The organism is Amycolatopsis melonis, assembly GCF_040064235.1.
GTDB lineage: Bacteria > Actinomycetota > Actinomycetes > Mycobacteriales > Pseudonocardiaceae > Amycolatopsis > Amycolatopsis melonis.
The window spans coordinates 499238-517891 of record NZ_JBDZYD010000002.1; the positions used below are offsets into that span (position 1 = coordinate 499238).

Below are 18654 nucleotides of genomic sequence, written 5' to 3' on the forward strand. Positions count from 1 at the left end.
GCAACACCGGGAACGCACGTTCTCTTCCCGTCAGGGCGCCGACTGCCGCCGCGAGCTGATCACGCCGGTGTTGAACCCGGCCAGGTGCAGCCCGCCGGCGAAGCGCGCGTGCTCGATCTTCACGCACCGGTTCATCACGACGTCCAGCCCCGCCGCCCGCGCCCGCTCGGCCACCGGCTCGTGCCACAGGCCCAGCTGCAGCCACAGCGTCCGCGCGCCGGCGTCGATCACCTCGTCGGCCACCTGCGGCAGGTCGTCGTGCCTGCGGAACACGCTGACCAGGTCCGGCTCGCCCGGGACGTCCTTCAGCGACGCGTACACCGGCTTCCCGAGCAGCGTGTCCAGGCGCGGGTTGACGAAGTGGACGTCGTACCGCGTCGAGGACAGCAGGTACGTCGCGACGAAGTAGCTCGGCCGCGCCGGGTTGGCGGACGCGCCGACCAGCGTCACCGACTTCGTCCGGTTCAGGATCGCGCGCCGCTCCACGGCACCGACGTCGTGCGTCATCCGGCCACCGCCTTGCCGAGTGCCTGGTCGAGGTCCCAGAGAATGTCGTCGACGTCCTCCAGCCCGACCGACAGCCGGATCAGGTCGGGTCCGACGCCCGCGGCGGCGAGCTGCTCCTCCGACAGCTGGGCGTGCGTCGTCGAGGCCGGGTGGATGACCAGCGTCCGTGCGTCCCCGACGTTCGCCAGGTGCGACAGCAGCTCCACCGATTCGACGAACTTCTCGCCCGCGGCCCGGCCGCCGTCGATGCCGAACGCGAACACCGCGCCCGGCCCGGCGGGCAGGTACTTCCGCGCCAGCTCGTGGTGCGGGTGCGACGGCAGCCCGGCGTAGGACACCCACGCCACGCGCGGGTCCGCTTCGAGGTACTCGGCGACCGCCCTGGCGTTCGCGACGTGCGCGTCCATCCGCTGGGGGAGCGTCTCGACCCCTTGCAGCAGCAGGAAAGCCGAGTGCGGCGACAGGACCGCGCCGATGTCACGCAGCTGCTCGGCGCGCAGCCGGGTGCAGAACGCGTACTCGCCGAAGTTCTCCCAGTACTTCAGCCCGCCGTAGCTGTCGACGGTCTCGGTCATCCGCGGGAACTTCCCGTTGCCCCAGTCGAACTTCCCGGACTCCACGACGATCCCGCCGAGCGTCGTCCCGTGCCCGCCGAGGAACTTCGTCGCCGAGTGCAGCACGATGTCGGCGCCGTGCTCGATCGGGCGGCACAGGTACGGCGTCGCGAGCGTCGCGTCGACGACCAGCGGGATGTCGTGGGCGTGGGCCAGGTCCGCCAGCGCGGCGAGGTCGGCGATGCCGCCGCCGGGGTTGCCGATCACCTCGGTGTAGAGCAGCCGGGTCCGGTCGGTGATCGCCGCGGCGTAGCCGTCGATGCCGCCGCTGACGAACGTCGTCTCGACGCCGAACCGCCGCAGCGTGCCGGTGAGCTGGGTGACCGTGCCGCCGTAGAGGCCGCTCGCGGACACGATGTGGTCGCCCGCCTCGGTGAGCGCGCTGAAGGTGAGGAACTCCGCGGCCTGCCCGCTCGCGGTGGCGACGCCGCCGATGGCGCCTTCGAGGCTGGCGATCCGCTCCTCGAACGCGGCGACGGTCGGGTTCCCGATCCGGCTGTAGACGTTGCCGTACTTCTGCAGCGCGAACAGGTTCGCCGCGTCGGCGGCGTCCTCGAAGACGAAGCTCGTGGTCTGGTAGATCGGCACGGCGCGGGCGCCGGTCGCCGGATCGGGGGTGCCGCCCGCGTGCAGGGCGCGGGTGCGGAAGCCCCAGCTGCGTTCGCTCATCGGGCTCACCGTAACCGCGTTTTCCCTCCTTTTGCCAGGTCTCCCACGGCGTGGGCGCGGCTACGCTTCCCCCGTGACGGTGCGATGGAGCCTGACGATCGACTGCGCGGACCCCCGCGCGCTGGCGCGGTTCTGGGCGGTGGCCCTCGGCTACATCGAGCGGCCGCCCCCGGCGGGCTTCGCGAGCTGGGAAGCCTGGTTCACGCAGCACGGCGTGCCCGAGGACGAGTGGGACGACGGCGCGTACCTCACCGATCCGGAAGGCGTCCTGCCGAGCCTGAGCTTCCTCAAGGTGCCCGAAGCGAAGGCCGTGAAGAACCGGCTGCACCTCGACGTCCAGGCAGGCGGCGGGCGCGAGGTGGCGTGGGAGACGCGCTGGGAGCGGGTGGTCGAGGCGGTCGCCCGGCTCACCGCCGCGGGCGCGACCGTGCTGCGGGAGCACGAGCTGGACGGCCGTCCCGACCACATCGTCATGGCGGACCCCGAGGGCAACGAGTTCTGCGTGCTCTGAGCCGTCACTTCCAGGGCAGCACGCGGCCGAACCGGACCAGCTCGCCGTAGGTGGCCGGGTCGAGGCCGGCGAAGAGGAGGTCGAGCACCGCCCGCGCGGCCTCGTCGGGCGTCTGGGCCTGGCTGAAGTCGCTGAACCACGGCCGGGACGCGCGGGTGTCGACCAGTCCCGGGCAGACCGACACGACGAGCGTGCCCTCGGCGAGGTCGCGCTCGCGGCGTTCGGCCGCCACCGCGCGCACGGCCGCGACCTGCGCGACCTTCGACGGGATGTTGATCCACTCCGGCCAGCCCTGCGCTTCGGCGGTGCCGTCGTGGAGGGCCGACCGCCAGTCCTCGACGGCCTTCTCGACCTCGTCGAGCGTGACGCCGTCGAAGCGCGGCCGCAGTGCCTCCGGCAGGTGGTCGAGGGTGCCCAGCGAGCTGGCGACGACGAGCAGCCGCCCGCCCGGGCGCAGGATCGGCCCGAACGACCGCAGCACGGCGTGGGTGCCGCCGTTGGCTACGTCGAGGAAGACGTCGGCCTGCTCGGCCTGCGGCCGGTCCGGGTGCAGCGGGCCGATCGCGTTGGAGACGACGATGTCGGCTTCGCCGAGGCCCTCGGCGAAGCGGCCGACGGCCCCGGCGTCGGAGACGTCCAGGACCCGGCCTTCGACCCGGGCACGGGTCGCCGGATCGGCGGCGACGCGCGCGGCGGCGTCGGCCACGCGGCCGGCGTCCCGGCCGGTGAGCAGGACGACGTCTTCGGGAGCCAGCCGGGCGGCGAGACCCCGGGTGAGCGCGAACCCGAGACCCTGGTTGGCCCCGGTCACCACAGCAGTGCGTGTCATGCCTTCACGCTAGGACGGGATCGGCTATGCGGAAAGCGAGAAGACGGCAAGCCTGATATGCGTAATTGTCATGGACTTCGGTGACGTCTCTCTGGTGGCGCTGCGCGTGTTCCGCGAAGTCGCCGAACGCGGCACGCTGACGGCGGCCGCGGCGGCGCTGGGGTACACGCAGTCGGCGGTGTCGCGGCAGATTGCCTCGCTGGAGCGGGCGGCCGGGACACCGGTGCTGGAGCGGCGCCCCGGCGGCGTCCGCCTCACCGAGGCCGGGCACGTCGTGCTGCGCCGGGCGGTCGCGGTTCTGGAGCAGATCGACGCCGCCGGCCGCGAGCTGGCCGGGCTGCCCGCCGACGCGGGCACGGTCCGGCTGGGCTGGTTCCCGAGCGCGGGCGCGGTCCTGGTGCCGCGCGCGATCGCGGAGCTGCGCCGCACGCACCCGGCGGTGACGGTGGTGACCCGCGAGGGCACGACCCCGGTCCTGGTCCGCGCGTTGCGCGCGGGCACGCTCGACCTGGCGGTGCTCGGCTCGGTCCCGCCGTTCCGCCCGCCCGACGCGGAGACCCCGGCGCTGCGCCTGAAGACCCTCGCCGAGCGCAGCCTCCGCCTGGCGGTGCCAAGCGGTCACCCGCTGGCCAGTGCGGACGCGGTCGACGTCGCCGACCTGCGCGGACAGCGCTGGATCGCGGGGCCGTCGGCGGGGGAGGAGACGCTGATGGGCGTGTGGCCGGGCCTGGACGAGCGGCCGGAGATCGCCCACACGGCCCGGGACTGGCTCGCGAAGCTGCAGCTGGTCGCGGCTGGTTGCGGGGTGACGACGGTGCCCGCGTCGCTGACCGGGGCTGTCCCGCCGGGGGTGCGGGTGGTGGATGTGCGAGGCGGCCCGTCGGAGCGGCGGCGGGTGGTGCTGGCGCGGTTGCCGGGGCCGGTGGCCGAGCCCGCGGCATTGCTGGCCGACGCGTTGCGCCGGACCGCCGTGGGGTTTACTGCTCCCGACTGAGGGGACGGGACACAGTGGACACGCTGACCGATCGGTTCGAGCAGGAGCGGCCGCGGCTGCGGGCGGTCGCCTACCGGATGCTCGGCTCGGCGAGCGAAGCCGACGACGCCGTCCAGGAGGCGTGGCTGCGGTTCGACCGCGCCGGTGCCGACGGGATCGACAACGTGCCCGCCTGGCTGACCACCGTCGTCGCGCGCGTGTGCCTGTCGATGCTGCGGACGCGTCGCAACCACCGCGAAGAGCCCCTCGACAGCCAGCCTGAGCCGCTCGAAGACCGCGGGGATCCCGGGCAGGAGGCGGAGCTGGCCGACTCGGTCGGGCACGCGCTGCTCGTCGTGCTCGACACCCTCGGCCCGGCCGAACGGGTTGCTTTCGTGCTGCACGACCTGTTCGCCGTGCCCTTCGACGAGATCGCCCCGGTGCTCGGCAAGACGCCCGCCGCCACACGGCAGCTCGCGAGCCGGGCCCGCCGTCGCGTGCGGGGCGCGACCGCGCCGGACGCCGACCTGCCGCGGCGGCGCAAGGTCGTAGAGGCGTTCCTGGCGGCCTCCCGCGGCGGCGACTTCGAGGCGCTGCTCGCCCTGCTCGACCCGGACGTGGTGCTGCACGCCGACCGGTTCGTCGGCCCCACCCCGGAACCGATCGTGCTGCACGGCGTCGAGAGCGTGCGCCGGGGCGCGGTGCTGGCGTCCGAACGGGCCCGCGCGAGCGAACTCGCCCTCGTCGACGGCGCTCCCGGCCTGCTGCTGGTGCGCGAAGGACGCCTGGCGGTGGTCCTGTCGTTCCGGATCGACGGCGACCGCATCACGGGCATCGAGGTCATCGCGGACCCGGACCGGCTGGCGGCGCTGGAGCTGGCCGTCCTCTAACCCAAGGCAGCGCGAAGGCGGGCTTCGCGCTCCGCGGGCGTCTGACGCGGGCAGCTCACGCACTTGGGGTTGCCCGCTTCGTAGATCAGGCAGCACGACGCCCGGCGCACCGCAGGCGTCCGGCCGACCCGGACGAAACGCGGCTTCGGCAGGCCCAGCCCGATCGCGGCGACCAGCGGTCCGGCCAGTGTCATGGCCCGCTCGGGGTCCGGGGTCCACAGCAGCCGGTTGGCGATCGAGTCCGTGGCGATCGCGCCGAGCGCGCGCTCGCGGGCGCCGGTGACCGCGGCGATGGTCGCGACGGCGGTGCCCAGCGTGCCGGCGAGCGCCGCGCCCAGCTCCGGCAGCCCGCCGTCGAGCGGCCGGGTGGAGCGGGCGCCGAGGAACCGGCCGTCGGCGACCAGGTCGAGTTCCATCGCGTCGAGCGAAGGGTCGGCGAGACGCCCGGCCACCAGTCCGTCGACCGCAGGCGCCACCAGCACCGACGACAGCGAGTACCACCAGATCGTGCCCAGCACCTCCGGCCGCGCGCAGCCGTACAGCTTCGCCGCGCCGCCGATGCGGGCCCGCACCCACTCCGCGTCCGCCAGCAGCGTCGCGGAAGCAGTCCAGTCCGGCTTCATCCCGTCCGCCGGTAGGTGGAGACCGTGAACGACACCGTGACGCGCTGGGAATCGGCCAGCGCGGCCAGGCGTTCCCGCCGCCCGCCGCGGTCCAGGTGGAACGCCGCCGGGCCCATCTCGACCGCCTGGCGGATCTGCCGCGGCGTCAGCTCCACCGTGCGCCGGACCTCCGTGCGGCCCGTGCGCGCGAAGTACTCGCCGAGCGTCCCGGCCAGGCGTTCCTCCTTGCGCTCGTCGACGGCCAGCACCAGGTCGCCCAGCTCGCGCAGGTGGTCCGGGCCCGGTGCCGCCACGACCAGCAGGCCGTCCGGCCGCAGCACGCGGTGGAACTCCGGCCCGTTGCGCGGCGCGAAGACGTTCAGCACCACCGACGCCACGCCGTCGCCCACCGGCCACGGCTCCCACAGGTTCCACACCGCCGCGCCCAGCCGCGGATGTGCACGGGCCGCCCGCCGCAGGGCGGCCGCCGAGACGTCCAGCGCCAGCCCGGACGCTTCCGAAGCCTCCAGGACCCGCGCCAGGTAGTAGCCCGTGCCCGCGCCCGCGTCGATCACCAGGCCCTCGGCCGCCGCGCACGCGCGGGCCAGCTCGCCGGCGAGGACGTCGTAGGCGCCCGACGCGAGGAAGTCCGCGCGGGCGGCGACCATCGGTGCCGTGTCCGCCGTCCCGGCCGGGATTCGCGCGTGCAACAGGTTCACGTAACCCTGGCGCGCTAGATCGAACGAGTGGCGGTTCTCGCAACGCAGCGTGCGTCCCGCTGCGTCGAACGGGCTACCGCACACCGAACATCGCAGTGCTTCCACGACCCGGGGTGGCAGTGGGTCATTCCCGTGGTCGGCCGGTGTCATGGGCATATTCGACCACGACGTTTCGCAACCGGACACTTCAGGACCGGTCACCGGAAACCTGGCCGTAACAAGCGGGCGCGGACAGTTCACGCGGGCGAAACCTCGCGAGCCGCCCCGCGAAACACCGCGCGCCAAAACTGCCAACGCACGAACCCAGGGCACGGGAGGACGATGTGCTGAACGCAGGAGACACCGCGTGGGTACTGGCCAGCGCCGCGCTGGTCATGCTCATGACCCCAGGACTGGCGTTCTTCTATGGCGGCATGGTCCGCGCGAAGAGCGTCCTGAACATGCTGATGATGAACTTCATCGCGCTGGCCGTGGTGGGGGTGCTGTGGGCCCTCTACGGGTTCACGATGTCCTTCGGCGACGACGCCTTCGGCGGCCTGCTCGGTAACTTCCACTTCGCCGGCCTGGAGAACACCTTCGGCAAGGTCGCCGGCTTCGCGGTCGCCGCGACCGACACGAGCCCCGCCGTCCCGTGGCCGGGTTCGGACGGCCTGCCCGTCCTGGCGTTCGTGATGTTCCAGCTGATGTTCGCGATCATCACGCCCGCGCTGATCTCCGGCGCCATCGCCGACCGTGCGAAGTTCTGGGGCTGGACGCTGTTCGTCGTCATCTGGGTGACGGTCGTGTACTTCCCGGTCGCGCACTGGGTGTTCTCGTTCAACGGCTTCGTCGGCGAGAACGCCGTCGGCGGCTGGATCGCCAACAACCTCAAGGCACTCGACTTCGCCGGTGGTACCGCGGTCCACATCAACGCCGGTGCCGCGGGCCTGGCGCTGGCGATCGTGCTCGGCAAGCGCAAGGGCTGGCCGAAGGACACCGGCCGCCCGCACAACGTGCCGTTCGTGCTGCTCGGCGCGAGCCTGCTGTGGTTCGGCTGGTACGGCTTCAACGCCGGTTCGGCGCTGGCCGCCAACGACCTCGCCGCCGTCGCGTTCACCAACACCACCGTCGCCACCGCCGCCGCCGTCCTCGGCTGGCTGCTGGTGGAGCAGCTCAAGTTCGGCAAGCCGACCACCCTCGGCGCGGCCTCCGGCGCGGTCGCCGGCCTGGTCGCCATCACCCCGGCGTGTGGTTTCGTGAGCCCGATCGGGGCCATCGCGATCGGCCTCATCGCCGGTGTGCTCTGCGCGCTGGCCATCTCGCTCAAGTTCAAGCTCGGCTTCGACGACTCGCTCGACGTCGTCGGCGTCCACCTGGTCGGCGGCATCGTCGGCACGCTGCTGATCGGCTTCTTCGGCACCACCAGCGTCAACTCCCTCGGCGCCGACGGCCTGTTCTACGGCGGCGGGTTCACCCAGCTGGGCCGTCAGGCACTGGCCGCCGGTGCGGTGCTCGCGTACTCCTTCGTGCTGTCCTTCATCATCGGCTTCGTGATCAAGAAGGCAGGCGGCTTCCGCGTCAGCACCGAGGACGAGGTCAGCGGCATCGACGAAGCCCAGCACGCGGAGAGCGCCTACGACTTCACCGGAACGGGCGGGGGCCTCGGCCACCCGAACACCATCCCGGTCAAGTCCACCCCGGCCGCGAAACTCGAGGAGAGCAAGGCATGAAGCTCATCACGGCGATTGTGAAGCCGTTCACGCTCGACGACGTCCGCTCCGCGCTGGAGCAGCTGGGCGTGCTGGGCATGACGGTCAGCGAAGTCCAGGGGTACGGCAGGCAGAAGGGCCACACCGAGGTCTACCGCGGCGCGGAGTACTCGGTGGACTTCGTGGCCAAGCTGAAGATCGAGGTCGTCACCGACGACACCAACGTGGAGAAGGTGCTCGACGCCATCACCACGGCCGCGCACACCGGCAAGATCGGTGACGGCAAGGTGTGGGTCACCCCGGTCGAGACGGTGATCCGGGTACGGACCGGCGAGCGCGGCACGGACGCTCTATAAGGCGCCTGGAATGGCCGACGGGGGCGAACTGGTCAAGGCCACCGAGCGCTTGCTCGAGGGCAGGCACGGGAGGCTGGGGGCGTCCGCGCTGCGGGCGGCCCTGGTCGACCTCTACGAGTTCTGGCTGAGCAGGGGAGCCTCGGCGGCCGGCGTCGACACCGCGGAACCGGGTGTCGCGCTGGTCGCCGTCGGCGGGCTCGGCCGCCGGGAGCTGGTGCCGTTCTCCGATCTCGACCTGCTGCTGGTGCACAACGGCAACAGCGGCGTCGGCGAGATCGCGGACGCGCTCTGGTATCCCTTGTGGGACGCGAAAGTCGGGCTGGACCATTCGGTCCGCACGCCCGGCGAAGCGCTGAAGGTCGCGTCGGAGGACCTCCGCGTGGCCATGGGCCTGCTCGACGCCCGGCACCTCGCCGGGGACGCCGAGCTGAGCGGCCGCCTGGTGTCCGCGGCGCGGGACCAGTGGCGGCGCACCGCGCGCAAGCAGATCCCGGACATGACGGCGTCGGTCCGGCAGCGCTGGGCGCGCAGCGGCGAAATCGCGCAGTCGGCCGAACCGGACCTCAAGCACGGCCGGGGCGGGCTGCGGGACTTCGCCGTCCTGGAAGCGCTTGCCGCGGCGCAGCTCACCGCGCGTCCGGGCGAGGAACTGCTGGAAGCGAAGCAGCTCCTGCTCGACGTCCGGACCGAGCTGCGGCGGGAGATCCGGCGGGAACGGGACATCCTGTCCGCGCCGGAGGCCGAGCTGGTCGCCGCCGAACTCGGCTTCGGCGACCGGTTCACGTTGGCGCGCAAGCTGTCCGGGGCGGGGCGCACGATCGCGTACGCGCTCGACGTCGCGCTCCGGTCCACTGTGGAGCCACCGAAGACGCGGTTCGGGCGACGGCCGTCGCGCACGCCGCTCGCGGAAGGCGTTGTCCTGCACGGCAACGAGGTCGCGCTGGCTCGTGACGCGGTCCCGGCGAAGGATCCGGCACTGCTGCTGCGGGTGGCCGCTGCGTCGGCGCGGACGGGCAAGCCGATCGCGCTCGGCACGCTCAAGGCACTGGCGGAGTCGGCGCCGGAGCTGCGGGCACCGTGGCCGTCCGAGGCACTGAACGCACTGGTGGAGCTGCTGGGCGCGGGGGAGGGACTGGTCGACGCGGTCGAGTCGCTCGACCGGACCGGCCTGTGGTCCCGGCTGTTCCCCGAGTGGGGCGCGGTCCGCGACCTGCCGCCGCGCTCGCCGGTGCACCAGTGGACGGTCGACCGCCACCTGATCCGCACCTGCGTCGAGGCGGCGAAGCTGACCACCACGGTGTCGCGGCCGGACCTGCTGCTGATCGGCGCGCTGCTGCACGACATCGGCAAGGGCCGCGACGCGGACCATTCGGAGCTGGGCGCGAAGATCTCCGCCCAGGTCGCGACCCGGCTGGGCCTCGCGCCCGCCGACGCCGCGACGGTGTCGGCGATGGTCCGCCACCACCTCCTGCTGCCGCACACCGCGACGCGGCGCGACATCAGCGAACCGGCCACGGTGGCGCGGGTGGTGAAGACCCTGGACGGCGACATCGTCCTGGTCGAGCTGCTGCACGCGCTGACCCAGGCCGATTCGCTGGCGACCGGGCCCGCGGTGTGGACGGACTGGAAGGCGCGGCTGCTGGCCGAGCTGGTCTCCGGCTGCGAGGAAGTCCTGCGCGGCACCGGGTTCACCGCGCCGGAGCCGATGGACGACGACCAGCGCGAGCTGGTGGCGCAGGCGGTGGCCTCGGGCACCGGCGAGATCCGGATCAGCTCGCACGGCAAGGTCGTCACGGTCCTGCTGGCGGTCCCGGCCCGCGCGGAACTGCTGGCCCCGGCGGCGGGCGTGCTGGCGCTGAACTCCCTGGAGGTCCATTCGGCGGTCCTGCGCGGCCACGACGGCGGCCGGGCGGGCGTTTTCACCGCGTCGCCGAAGTTCGGCTCCCTGCCGGACGCGACGCTGCTGCGCGAGCAGTTCGCCCGCGCGGTGGCGGGCACGCTGCCGCTGACCCAGCGCCTGGCGGCGAAGGAACGCGACTACGGTTCCCCGTCGACGCCGCCGGTGGCGCCGAAGGTGGTGTGGTTCGACGACGAGACGACCGGCCCGGACACGGTGGTCCTGGAACTGCGGGCGGCCGACCGGATCGGCCTGCTGTTCCGGGTGGCGGGAGCCCTGCGCCGCTGCAACGCCGAGGTCCGCTGGGCCAAGGCGTCCACCCTGGGCGGCGCGGTGGTCGACTCCTTCGCCGTGACCCCGCGCACCGGCCGCATCGAACCCGGCTGGCGCCGCGAAGTGGAGCAAGCGGTCCTGGCCGCGGCTTCCTGAGTGCTCCCCAAGCCGTGAATGCCACATTGACGGACTCAATGTGGCATTCACGGCTTTCAGCGGGGCGGGCCGAACCAGCGGGAAAGGGCCTCGGCCAGGCCGGGCTCGCCGGTCCACACGACGTAGCCGTCGGGGCGGACGAGCCGGGGTGCCGGGCCGTCGCGGGTCTCGACGCGGTCGGCCCAGCCGTCGGGCAGGGGCGCGCCGACCAGGACCGCGCGGCCGTCCGGGGCCGCCGGGACGTCGGTGGCGCGGCCGGAGGTGCCGGGATAGGTGACGCCCAGGCCGGACAGCTCCATCGCGACGGCGTGGCGGGCCTCCGGCACGGCGAGCAGGTCCGTGACGATCTCTCGGACGGCCGCCGCGTCCGGGTCCGGGATGCCGAGCACCGCCTGGGCCCGCGTGCTGACCAGCACGCGCGCCGCGACCGGGTGGCGTTCGTCGTGGTAGCTGTCGAGCAGCCCGGCCGGGGCGTGCCCGCGGACCTGCGCGGCCAGCTTCCAGCCGAGGTTCACCGCGTCCTGCAGCCCCAGGTTGAGGCCCTGGCCGCCGACCGGCAGGTGGATGTGCGCCGCGTCGCCGGCGAACAGCACGCGGCCGTGGCGGTAGCGCTCCAGCTGCCGGGCCGCGTCGCCGAACCGTGACGCCCACAGCACTTCGCCGACCTCGATGTCCGGCCCGTGCGCGGCGGTCAGCGCCCGCTGCAGCTCGGCGGCCGTCACCGGCGCGTCGCGGCCGAGCCGTTGCTGCTCCTCGCCGAACACCACCGTGCGGAAGCGCCCGCCGGACAGCGGCAGGAGGTAGCCCGAGCCGGTCGACGGCAGCTGCCAGCCGTCGGCGAGGCCGTCCGGCTTCCCGGCGAGCCGGACGTCGGCGACGACCAGCGACGTCCGTGCCGGCGTGCCGGGAAACGCCGCACCCAGCAGGGCCCGCACCGTGCTGTGCCCGCCGTCGGCCGCGACGAGCCACCCGGCCCGGTACTCGCGTCCGCCCGCGGTGACGGTGACGCCTTCGTCGTCCTGCGACACGGCGGTGACGGCTGCGTCGCGCAGCACCGGCGTGCGCAGCCGCGCCTCGATCGCCGCCGCGACGTGCGCCTGCTCGATGCCCAGCTGGTGCGGGAAGCGCGTCGGCAGGTCCGTGTAGCCGATCGGGACGCCCGAGAAGTGACCGGCGGGCAGCCGCGCCTGGACGTGCGGTTCGAGCGCGCCGAGCAGGTCACGGTCGGCCAGCACCTCGACCGACCGCGGCTGCAGCCCGAGAGCCTTCGACTGCGGCGACGGCCGGGCGTCCCGTTCGAGGACCAGGACGTCGAGCCCGGCGCGTTCGAGTTCGAACGCGGCCAGCAGCCCGGCCGGGCCCGCGCCCGCCACGAGAACGTCAGGCATCGAGGTTTTCCTTGCGGATGTACCAGACGTGCCAGGCGATCAGGACGGCCAGCGCGCCGAACCACACGACGGTCGTGACCACGGAGATGAGGTCGATCGGCAGCGTGTACACGAGCACGATGTGCAGCACCGCGTTCGCCAGCAGCACCGCACCCCAGGCGGCGGTGTCGATCCGCAGCCCGCGCCGGAACCGGGCGTCGGTCTCCCATCGCGCGGCCCACGCGGCCGCGCCCTCGGCGCCGCGCTTGACTTCGGCGATCGTGCGGCCCAGCGTCAGCTGGGCGGGCCTGCCGACGAAGACGCTGACCAGCATCCAGGCGCCGAACAGGCCGCCGAGCGCGGCAGTCCAGCCTTCGCGGATCACCAGGGTGCGCGGGTCGTCCGACAGCAGCCCGAGCACCACCGACAGCACCAGCACGCTCAGCGTGACCAGCGCGACGAGGTCGATCCTGCGGTTGCGCACCACGGTCCAGAGCACGTACGGCGCGGCCACCAGGACGCCCGCCATCAGCGCCCACCACTGGCTGACGCCCGCGGCCCGCAGGCCGTAGAACAGCGCCATCGGCACGACCACCTCGAACACGACGGTCAGCACGTTGGCCCGCACCAGCCGGCGCAGCCCGGCGTCCGGCGCGGTCTTCTCTTCGATCATCATGCGGATTCCCCCTCGGATGCGGGTGCGGTCGCCCGCACGTACAGGTCGGCGAGCTCGCGGCCCAGGCGGGCGAGTTCGGCGGGCCCCGGCGGGTTCGCGGCCGCGGTGGCGACCACGGCGTCGAGGCCGGTGGTGAAGGCGAGCGCGGCGGTCCGCGCGTCGAAGCGGCCGAAGACACCGGCCGCCTGCCCGGTGCGGAAGTGCTCCTCGAACAGCGCGAGCCGCCCGTTGACGGCCTCGCTCTGCGAACCGGCGTTCTTCACCAGGTCGATCAGCGCGCGCACCTCGGCGGGGTGCTCCCCGACGAGCGCGACGTTGGCTTCGACGTAGGCCCGCAGCTGGGCGACATGCCCGGCGGCGGCGTCGATGCGCGGCTGCATGAACGCCCCGGTCACCCGCTCGATCTCGGTGACGCACGCGGCGAGCAGGTCGTCCTTGCCGGCGAAGTGGTAGCTGATCATGCCGGTGCTGGAAAGGCCCGCGTGCTTGGCGATCCGGCTGAACGACGCCTTCGCGTACCCGGCTTCGGCGATCACCTCGATGGCCGCCCGGACGATCTGGGCCCGCCGCCCGGACTCGGTGAACGTTCTTGCTCGCATGAGCAAAATCTAGCTTGAGTGAGCAAATCCGGCAAGTGCGCAGGTAGGCGCCGTGGGCGGCCAAGCTTGGGGAGGCGGTCTGCCGCGGGTTGTCGTGAGTGGTAATTCGCGTGAGAACCCGAATTTCCGCTCACGACCCCCGGGTGGGCTGAAAGGCGCGTTCGTCTCGTCTGGTGCACCGAAAGGGACTTTCGTTGCACCAGACGTCAGGAAAGTCCCTTTCGGCACGCGCCGGGTGGGGCCGGAAGCCGGGGTCTTGAATGACTCATTCAGGGCTTCGGAGGTCCTGAATGAGTCATTCAGGACGTTTGGCGGACGGCCGAAGCCGGGTCAGGCGGTCGCGGTGCCGTCGACCACGCGGTTGCGTCCCGCGTGCTTGGCCCGGTACAGCGCCCGGTCCGCCGCCTGCAGCAGGCGGTCGACGGCCGTGCCGCCGTCCGGGTAGGTCGCCACGCCGATCGAGGCCGACAGGTCGCCGATCACGCGGGTCCGGATGCCGTCCGCGTACTCGACCTTCAGCGTCTCGATCGCCGACCGGATGCGCTCGGCCACCGCCAGCACCGCCGCCGGGCCGATGTCCGGCAGCAGGACCACGAACTCCTCGCCGCCGAAACGGCCGACCGAGTCGTAGTCGCGGACGGCGCTCTTGATCGTCGACGCCACCGCGCGCAGCACCGCGTCGCCAGCCAGGTGGCCGTGCTCGTCGTTGATCAGCTTGAAGTGGTCGAGGTCGATCATCAGCACGCCGAAGGTGCTGCGCGCGTTGCGTTGCGCGCGGGCCAGCTCGCGCGAGGCCAGCAGGTGCCAGCCGGTCGTGTTGAACAGGCCGGTCTTCTCGTCCGTCGTCGCGGCGATCTCCAGCTGCTTGATCAGCACCGCCCGGTGCAGCACCAGCAGCGGCGGCACGATCGCGACGGTCAGCGCGGGCAGCGTCGCCAGCGTCAGCGCCGTGAGCAGGCCCAGGCAGAGCGTCGCGACCTCGAGGAGGTTGTCGCCCAGGCTGCCGAAGAACGCCTTCGCCGAACGGGTCGTGATCGTCAGGGCCGGGATGATCGTGATCGCCGCGACCACGAAGTACGTCACCGCGGCCAGTGCGACGGCGCCGACGCCGCGCCAGCCCGCCGTCAGCGCCGCGTGCATGCCGGGCACGCCGAGCCGGTGCAGCACGAACCCGGCCGCATAACAGGTGAGGACGACCAGCGTCCCGTTGAGGATCGTGCGGAACGGCGGCACCTGGCGCAGCCGGTGCCAGCTGCGGACGGCCAGATGCGCGTACAGCCCCGCGACCAGCACGGCGACGAGCACCGGCGGGAGCAGCAGCACCCCGGCGAAGGTCCAGACCGACGTCATGTTGATGTACGGCGGGCCGTCGACGCGCCGGCGCATCCGCTCGACCTGGCGGCCCAGCTCCGCCTGCAGGACACCCAGCGCCAGCAGCAGGCCGAGGACCACGAAGTCGCGCCGGCCCGGCGGTGCCGTGACGACCGACACCGCCGTGGCGGCGACCGCGGTGGTTTCGACGAGGAGGCAGTAGGCGACGAGACTCCGGCGCTGGCGCCAGAGCGTCCAGTTCCGGAGCGCGAGCGAAGCCGGGAGCCGCCGACGGGGCTGGTCGGCCGCAGCACCGTTGCCCATACTCACCGCACTGCGCCTCGCCTGGCTGCTGGAACAGGTCCGGAAACGTCGACCGAAGAATAGTCGACGACCGGCCGTGCGGTCACGGATCCGGCGCCCGGAACCCGAGAGAGGGGGATGTCATGCGCAACCGTGATTCCTGAACCCGCCCACCGCTGAACCGGATCCGGGTGGGGCCGCGCTAGGCGGCCGCGCCGCCGTCGACCACCAGGTCGTGGCCCACGGTGTAGGCCGCTTCGTCCGAAGCCAGCCACAGCACCGCGGCCGCCACCTCGGCGGTGGCACCCACCCGGCCCAGCGGGACCGACTCCCGCATCCGCGCCGCGCGATCGGCCGCCGTTTCGCCGGGGCGCAGGGACATCTCGGTGTCCGTCGCGCCCGGGCTGACCGCGTTGATGCGGACGCCGTCGCGGATGTGGTCCAGCGCCGCCGTCCGGGTCAGCGCGCTCACCGCGGCCTTCGACGCCGCGTAGGCCGCCATGTTCGGCAGCCTGCGGTGCGCGCCGATGTTCGAGGACATGGTGACGATCGCGCCGCCGCCGTGGTCCCGCATGTGCGCGATCTCGTGCTTGAGACACAGCCAGAGCCCGGTGAGGTTGGTGCGCACGACCGCGTCGAAGTCGTCCTCGGCCAGGTCGGCGGCCGGTGCCGGGGTGCCGAGGATGCCCGCGTTGTTGAAGGCCACGTGCAGCCCGCCGTGCCGGTCGACGACCGTCGCGACCATCCGCGCGACGTCCGCGGAGTCGGTGACGTCCACGGTCACCGCGCTCGCGTCGCCGCCGATGTCCCGCACCGCTTCGGCGAGCCGCTGCTCGTTGCGCCCGGCGACGACGACCGTCGCGCCCTCGGCGGCGAACGCCCGCGCCGTCGCCCGGCCGATGCCCGAGCTGCCGCCGGTCACCAGGACGACCTTGCCGGTGAAACGTGCCCCCATCGTGGTCCTTCTTTCTGGTCCGGTCATTCTCGAATAAGGAGACGCAAGGCCTGCGAGACGGCCGCGTGCACCCGGCTCGCGGCGTCCGTGCCCTTGCCCAGGACACGCAGTCCCTGCAGGACGGTGAGCAGGAACCGGGCGAGTGCCGCCGGGTCGCTGCCCTCAGGCAGTTCGCCCTGTGTCCTGGCGCGCTGCAGCGCCATCGTGAGCGCCACCTCCAGGGTGTCCCAGCTGCGCTCCACCAGCCGCGCGACCTCGGGGTCGCGCGGCAGCAGCTCGATCGCCGCGTTGACGACGAAGCAGCCCATCCGGGTCTCGTCGCCGAGGATTTCCTCGACGTAGCCGTCGAAAAGCCGGCGCACCGCCGCCACGCCGGAACCCGGCTGCGACAGCTCGGCCAGCACGCGCGCGTCGGCTCGCTCGGCGTAGCGCTTCAGTGCCGTGAGGTAGAAGTCGTGCTTCGTGCCGAAGGTGGCGTACAGGCTGGCCTTGGCGACACCGAGGTGCGTGACGAGGTCGCTGACCGACGTCGCCTCGAAGCCTTGGCGACGGAAGAGCGTGAGCGCGGCGTCGCACGCCTCGTCGACGTCGAACTCCTTGACCCGGGACACGATCGGAACCCTACTGCTTTCGAGAACGGTTGGTCAAATAATCGGGCGGCGGTGTGTCGCCTCCGGTGACGGCGCGTGCGGTGGCACTATGGCTGCTCTGACCGGCCCCCGGGGGTGAGCGATGCAGGATCCGCCGCAGCTGACGCTGCCGCCGACGGTCGTCGCCACCCACCTGCGCTGCTGCGCCGAGGAGCTCGCCGCGGGCCTGCGCTGCGGCGGCCCGGGTGCCACGACGAGCGAGCTGACCGACGTCGTCGCCCAGCTGGTGGCGGGCCAGGAAGCCATCTCGCACGCGCTGGCCGGGCTCACCGCCCGCATCGAAGGCGGGACGGCCGCGCTCGCCGCGGCCCCGCCGCTGGACGTCGAGGTGGTCACCGAGGTACTCCGCGCGGCGGCCATCGCGGCCCGCTGTTCGGCGGAAGCACTCGACGAGGTCACGCCGTCGTTCGAATGTGTGAGCGAATCCGTCGCGCCTGACACCCGTTTGTAGCTGTCGGCGTTCGCGGCGGCCTGGCTAGCCTGGGAGCTGCGGAGGTGGCACGCATGCGGGCGGTGTGGACGGGCACGATCGGGTTCGGCAGTTACGCCATTCCGGTGAAGGCGTACAGTGCCACCGAGGAGCGGGAGATCCCGCTGCACCAGGTCCACGAAGCCGACGGCGGCCGTGTCCGGGTCAAGCGGGTGTGCGAGGTCGACGGCGAAGAGGTGCCGCCGGAGGAGATGGTCCACGGCTATCCCGTGCCCGGCGGCGACGTCGTCCTGCTGTCCGGCCACGAGCTGGCGTCGCTGCCGATGCCGGGCCGCACGATCGCCATCCGCGGGTTCGCGCCGCGGGCCGACGTCGACCCGATCTGGTTCGCGAAGAGCTACTACCTCGAGCCGGAGCCGGCGGGCACGAAGCCGTACGTGCTGTTCAGCGAGGCACTCCAGCAGTCGGGCCGGATCGCGCTGGTCACGGTGGCGCTGCGCCGCCGCGAGACGCTCGGGGCGCTGCGGGTGCGCGACCAGGTGCTCGTGCTGGAGACGATGCGGAGGCCGGACGAGGTGCGCGAGCCGGACTTCCCGTTCCGGCACGCCGACGTCGACATCCGCCCCGGCGAGCTGCGCCGCGCGGTGAACCTCGTGGAGGAGCTGACCGGCGGCTTCGACCCCGGCCGCTACCCGGACCGTTACCGCGAGGCACTGGAGTCGTTGATCCGCGCGAAGATCGACGGCGCGGAGGTCGTCCAGCCGACGGCGGCCGAGCAGGCCGAAGGCGTGACGCGGCTGCTGGCGGCGTTGCAGGAGAGCGCGTCCGAAGCGGAGGACGCCTGCACCGCGGCGGTCGCGAAGGCCAAGGCGGCGGCAGCGAGGGCGGCGAAGGCCCGGACGACGGCGAAGCGCGCCGCGTCCCGCGGCCGCACGAAGACGTCCTGAGTATTACTACCCACGGGTAATTGAGGGTTCTCCCACTGCTGGCGGCGTGGCCGGAGCGGCAGACTTTCGTTCTGCCGGCGGATACCGGATCGCCGGCGAGGGGGGATCCGGACGGCCCCTGGGGAGGTGAGCCGTCCGGTGACCAGGGTTCCGGGGCGGGCCGAAGGAGGAGCGGCCCGTTTCCGGAACCCGCGTTCACCCCGCGGGGAGGCGGTGTGAGCGAAGGGGGTGCTCTGAAGGCCGCCGTGGAGGGATCGAGGGGTCTCCACGGCGGCCTTCAGGCGTCCGCGACCCGCACCAGCAGCTCGGCGGCCAGCTTCAGCAGCTGCCGTTCGGTCGGTGACAGCGCCGACTCCATCGCCGAAGCCAGCCAGCGTTCCCGGTGCGCGCTGTACTCGCGCAGCAGCGCCAGCCCGTCCGGGGTGATGCTGATCCGCGAGCGCCGTCCGTCGTCCGGGTCGGGGGTGCGGGTGACCAGGCCGCGGGTGGTCAGCGACGCCAGGATCCGCGTCAGCGACTGCGGCTGCAGCCGTTCCGCCTCCGCCAGCTCGGTCGGCGTCTGCGTGCCCGCCCGGTACAGCCTGCTCAGCACCGCGAGCACCGCGGGCCCGGGGCCGCTCTGGCCTGCTTCCGCGCGCATCCGCCAGCTGAGCCGCCCGACGCCCTCGCGGACCTGCCGGGCCAGTGCGGCCAGTTCGGCGTCCGCTGCCAGGGTGTCGGGGTGCATGGCCC

At 72.9% G+C, this 18654-nt stretch carries 20 protein-coding genes; 8 read left to right on the plus strand and 12 right to left on the minus strand.

Features of this window, described 5'->3' with window-relative positions:
- Nucleotides 1–30: 30 nt before the first annotated feature.
- Nucleotides 31–507, minus strand: a complete 477-nt coding sequence (locus tag ABJI51_RS06850) for a CoA-binding protein (protein WP_348948364.1) — start codon at nucleotides 505–507, stop codon at nucleotides 31–33.
- Entirely contained in the window at nucleotides 504–1790 is a 1287-nt protein-coding gene (locus ABJI51_RS06855; protein WP_348948366.1) for an O-acetylhomoserine aminocarboxypropyltransferase/cysteine synthase family protein, read from the minus strand. The genes ABJI51_RS06850 and ABJI51_RS06855 overlap by 4 nt, the downstream gene beginning before the upstream one ends.
- 73 nt (nucleotides 1791–1863) lie before the next feature.
- Here ABJI51_RS06855 and ABJI51_RS06860 point away from each other — a divergent pair, with 73 nt between their 5' ends.
- Nucleotides 1864–2301, plus strand: a complete 438-nt coding sequence (locus ABJI51_RS06860; RefSeq protein WP_348948368.1) for a VOC family protein — start codon at nucleotides 1864–1866, stop codon at nucleotides 2299–2301.
- A 4-nt stretch (nucleotides 2302–2305) separates the two neighbouring features.
- Here the strand turns inward: ABJI51_RS06860 and ABJI51_RS06865 are convergent, their stop codons facing one another.
- Nucleotides 2306–3130 carry an SDR family NAD(P)-dependent oxidoreductase gene (locus ABJI51_RS06865; RefSeq protein WP_348948370.1) on the minus strand — a complete coding sequence of 275 codons (825 nt, stop codon included), beginning with the start codon at nucleotides 3128–3130 and terminating at the stop codon, nucleotides 2306–2308.
- Nucleotides 3131–3200: 70 nt separating this feature from the next.
- Here ABJI51_RS06865 and ABJI51_RS06870 point away from each other — a divergent pair, with 70 nt between their 5' ends.
- Nucleotides 3201–4124, plus strand: a complete 924-nt coding sequence (locus ABJI51_RS06870; RefSeq protein ID WP_348948372.1) for a LysR substrate-binding domain-containing protein — start codon at nucleotides 3201–3203, stop codon at nucleotides 4122–4124.
- 14 nt (nucleotides 4125–4138) lie between these two features.
- Complete coding sequence (locus tag ABJI51_RS06875; RefSeq protein ID WP_348948374.1) at nucleotides 4139–4993, plus strand: sigma-70 family RNA polymerase sigma factor; 855 nt, start codon at nucleotides 4139–4141, stop codon at nucleotides 4991–4993.
- Here ABJI51_RS06875 and ABJI51_RS06880 read toward each other — a convergent pair.
- Together ABJI51_RS06880 and ABJI51_RS06885 are read right to left on the minus strand one after the other, a co-directional pair.
- Nucleotides 4990–5616, minus strand: a complete 627-nt coding sequence (locus tag ABJI51_RS06880; RefSeq protein WP_348948376.1) for a (2Fe-2S)-binding protein — start codon at nucleotides 5614–5616, stop codon at nucleotides 4990–4992. The two genes, ABJI51_RS06875 and ABJI51_RS06880, sit on opposite strands and share 4 nt — an antisense overlap.
- Nucleotides 5613–6464 (minus strand): putative RNA methyltransferase, encoded by an 852-nt coding sequence (locus tag ABJI51_RS06885; protein WP_348948378.1) that lies wholly within the window; start codon nucleotides 6462–6464, stop codon nucleotides 5613–5615. The genes ABJI51_RS06880 and ABJI51_RS06885 overlap by 4 nt, the downstream gene beginning before the upstream one ends.
- 173 nt (nucleotides 6465–6637) lie before the next feature.
- On the opposite strand from ABJI51_RS06885, the gene ABJI51_RS06890 reads away from it, so the two are divergent.
- Genes ABJI51_RS06890 through ABJI51_RS06900 form a run of 3 tightly spaced genes read left to right on the plus strand, consistent with a single transcriptional unit; the run spans nucleotide 6638 to nucleotide 10684 of the window.
- The gene (locus ABJI51_RS06890; protein WP_348948380.1) at nucleotides 6638–8023 is read left to right on the plus strand and encodes an ammonium transporter; all 1386 of its coding nucleotides are present in this window, start codon (nucleotides 6638–6640) and stop codon (nucleotides 8021–8023) included.
- Nucleotides 8020–8358 (plus strand): P-II family nitrogen regulator, encoded by a 339-nt coding sequence (locus ABJI51_RS06895; RefSeq protein ID WP_003103060.1) that lies wholly within the window; start codon nucleotides 8020–8022, stop codon nucleotides 8356–8358. Before ABJI51_RS06890 ends, ABJI51_RS06895 begins: the two co-directional genes overlap by 4 nt.
- 10 nt (nucleotides 8359–8368) lie before the next feature.
- Nucleotides 8369–10684 (plus strand): [protein-PII] uridylyltransferase, encoded by a 2316-nt coding sequence (locus ABJI51_RS06900; protein WP_348948382.1) that lies wholly within the window; start codon nucleotides 8369–8371, stop codon nucleotides 10682–10684.
- 56 nt (nucleotides 10685–10740) lie between these two features.
- Here ABJI51_RS06900 and ABJI51_RS06905 read toward each other — a convergent pair whose 3' ends face one another.
- The 6 genes from ABJI51_RS06905 to ABJI51_RS06930 form a co-directional block, all read right to left on the minus strand.
- Nucleotides 10741–12072, minus strand: coding sequence for an FAD-dependent monooxygenase (locus tag ABJI51_RS06905; RefSeq protein ID WP_348948384.1), 1332 nt, complete (start codon nucleotides 12070–12072; stop codon nucleotides 10741–10743).
- On the minus strand, nucleotides 12065–12727 hold the full coding sequence (locus tag ABJI51_RS06910) for a VC0807 family protein (RefSeq protein WP_348948385.1): 663 nt from the start codon (nucleotides 12725–12727) through the stop codon (nucleotides 12065–12067). Before ABJI51_RS06910 ends, ABJI51_RS06905 begins: the two co-directional genes overlap by 8 nt.
- Complete coding sequence (locus ABJI51_RS06915) at nucleotides 12724–13326, minus strand: TetR/AcrR family transcriptional regulator (protein WP_348948386.1); 603 nt, start codon at nucleotides 13324–13326, stop codon at nucleotides 12724–12726. Before ABJI51_RS06915 ends, ABJI51_RS06910 begins: the two co-directional genes overlap by 4 nt.
- A gap of 330 nt (nucleotides 13327–13656) precedes the next feature.
- A complete protein-coding gene (locus tag ABJI51_RS06920) occupies nucleotides 13657–14961 on the minus strand; it encodes a GGDEF domain-containing protein (RefSeq protein ID WP_348948716.1) in 1305 nt (434 codons plus the stop codon).
- 181 nt (nucleotides 14962–15142) lie between these two features.
- The gene (locus tag ABJI51_RS06925) at nucleotides 15143–15895 is read right to left on the minus strand and encodes an SDR family NAD(P)-dependent oxidoreductase (RefSeq protein ID WP_348948387.1); all 753 of its coding nucleotides are present in this window, start codon (nucleotides 15893–15895) and stop codon (nucleotides 15143–15145) included.
- 23 nt (nucleotides 15896–15918) lie between these two features.
- Nucleotides 15919–16506: a TetR/AcrR family transcriptional regulator gene (locus tag ABJI51_RS06930; protein ID WP_348948389.1), complete on the minus strand. Its 588-nt coding sequence runs from the start codon at nucleotides 16504–16506 to the stop codon at nucleotides 15919–15921.
- Nucleotides 16507–16627: 121 nt separating this feature from the next.
- Here ABJI51_RS06930 and ABJI51_RS06935 point away from each other — a divergent pair, with 121 nt between their 5' ends.
- On the plus strand, nucleotides 16628–16996 hold the full coding sequence (locus ABJI51_RS06935) for a hypothetical protein (RefSeq protein WP_348948391.1): 369 nt from the start codon (nucleotides 16628–16630) through the stop codon (nucleotides 16994–16996).
- 53 nt (nucleotides 16997–17049) lie between these two features.
- Nucleotides 17050–17922 carry a non-homologous end joining protein Ku gene (gene ku, locus ABJI51_RS06940; RefSeq protein ID WP_348948392.1) on the plus strand — a complete coding sequence of 291 codons (873 nt, stop codon included), beginning with the start codon at nucleotides 17050–17052 and terminating at the stop codon, nucleotides 17920–17922.
- 277 nt (nucleotides 17923–18199) lie between these two features.
- On the opposite strand, the gene ABJI51_RS06945 is transcribed toward ku, so the two are convergent.
- Nucleotides 18200–18649: a MarR family winged helix-turn-helix transcriptional regulator gene (locus ABJI51_RS06945; RefSeq protein WP_348948394.1), complete on the minus strand. Its 450-nt coding sequence runs from the start codon at nucleotides 18647–18649 to the stop codon at nucleotides 18200–18202.
- Nucleotides 18650–18654: the final 5 nt, after the last annotated feature.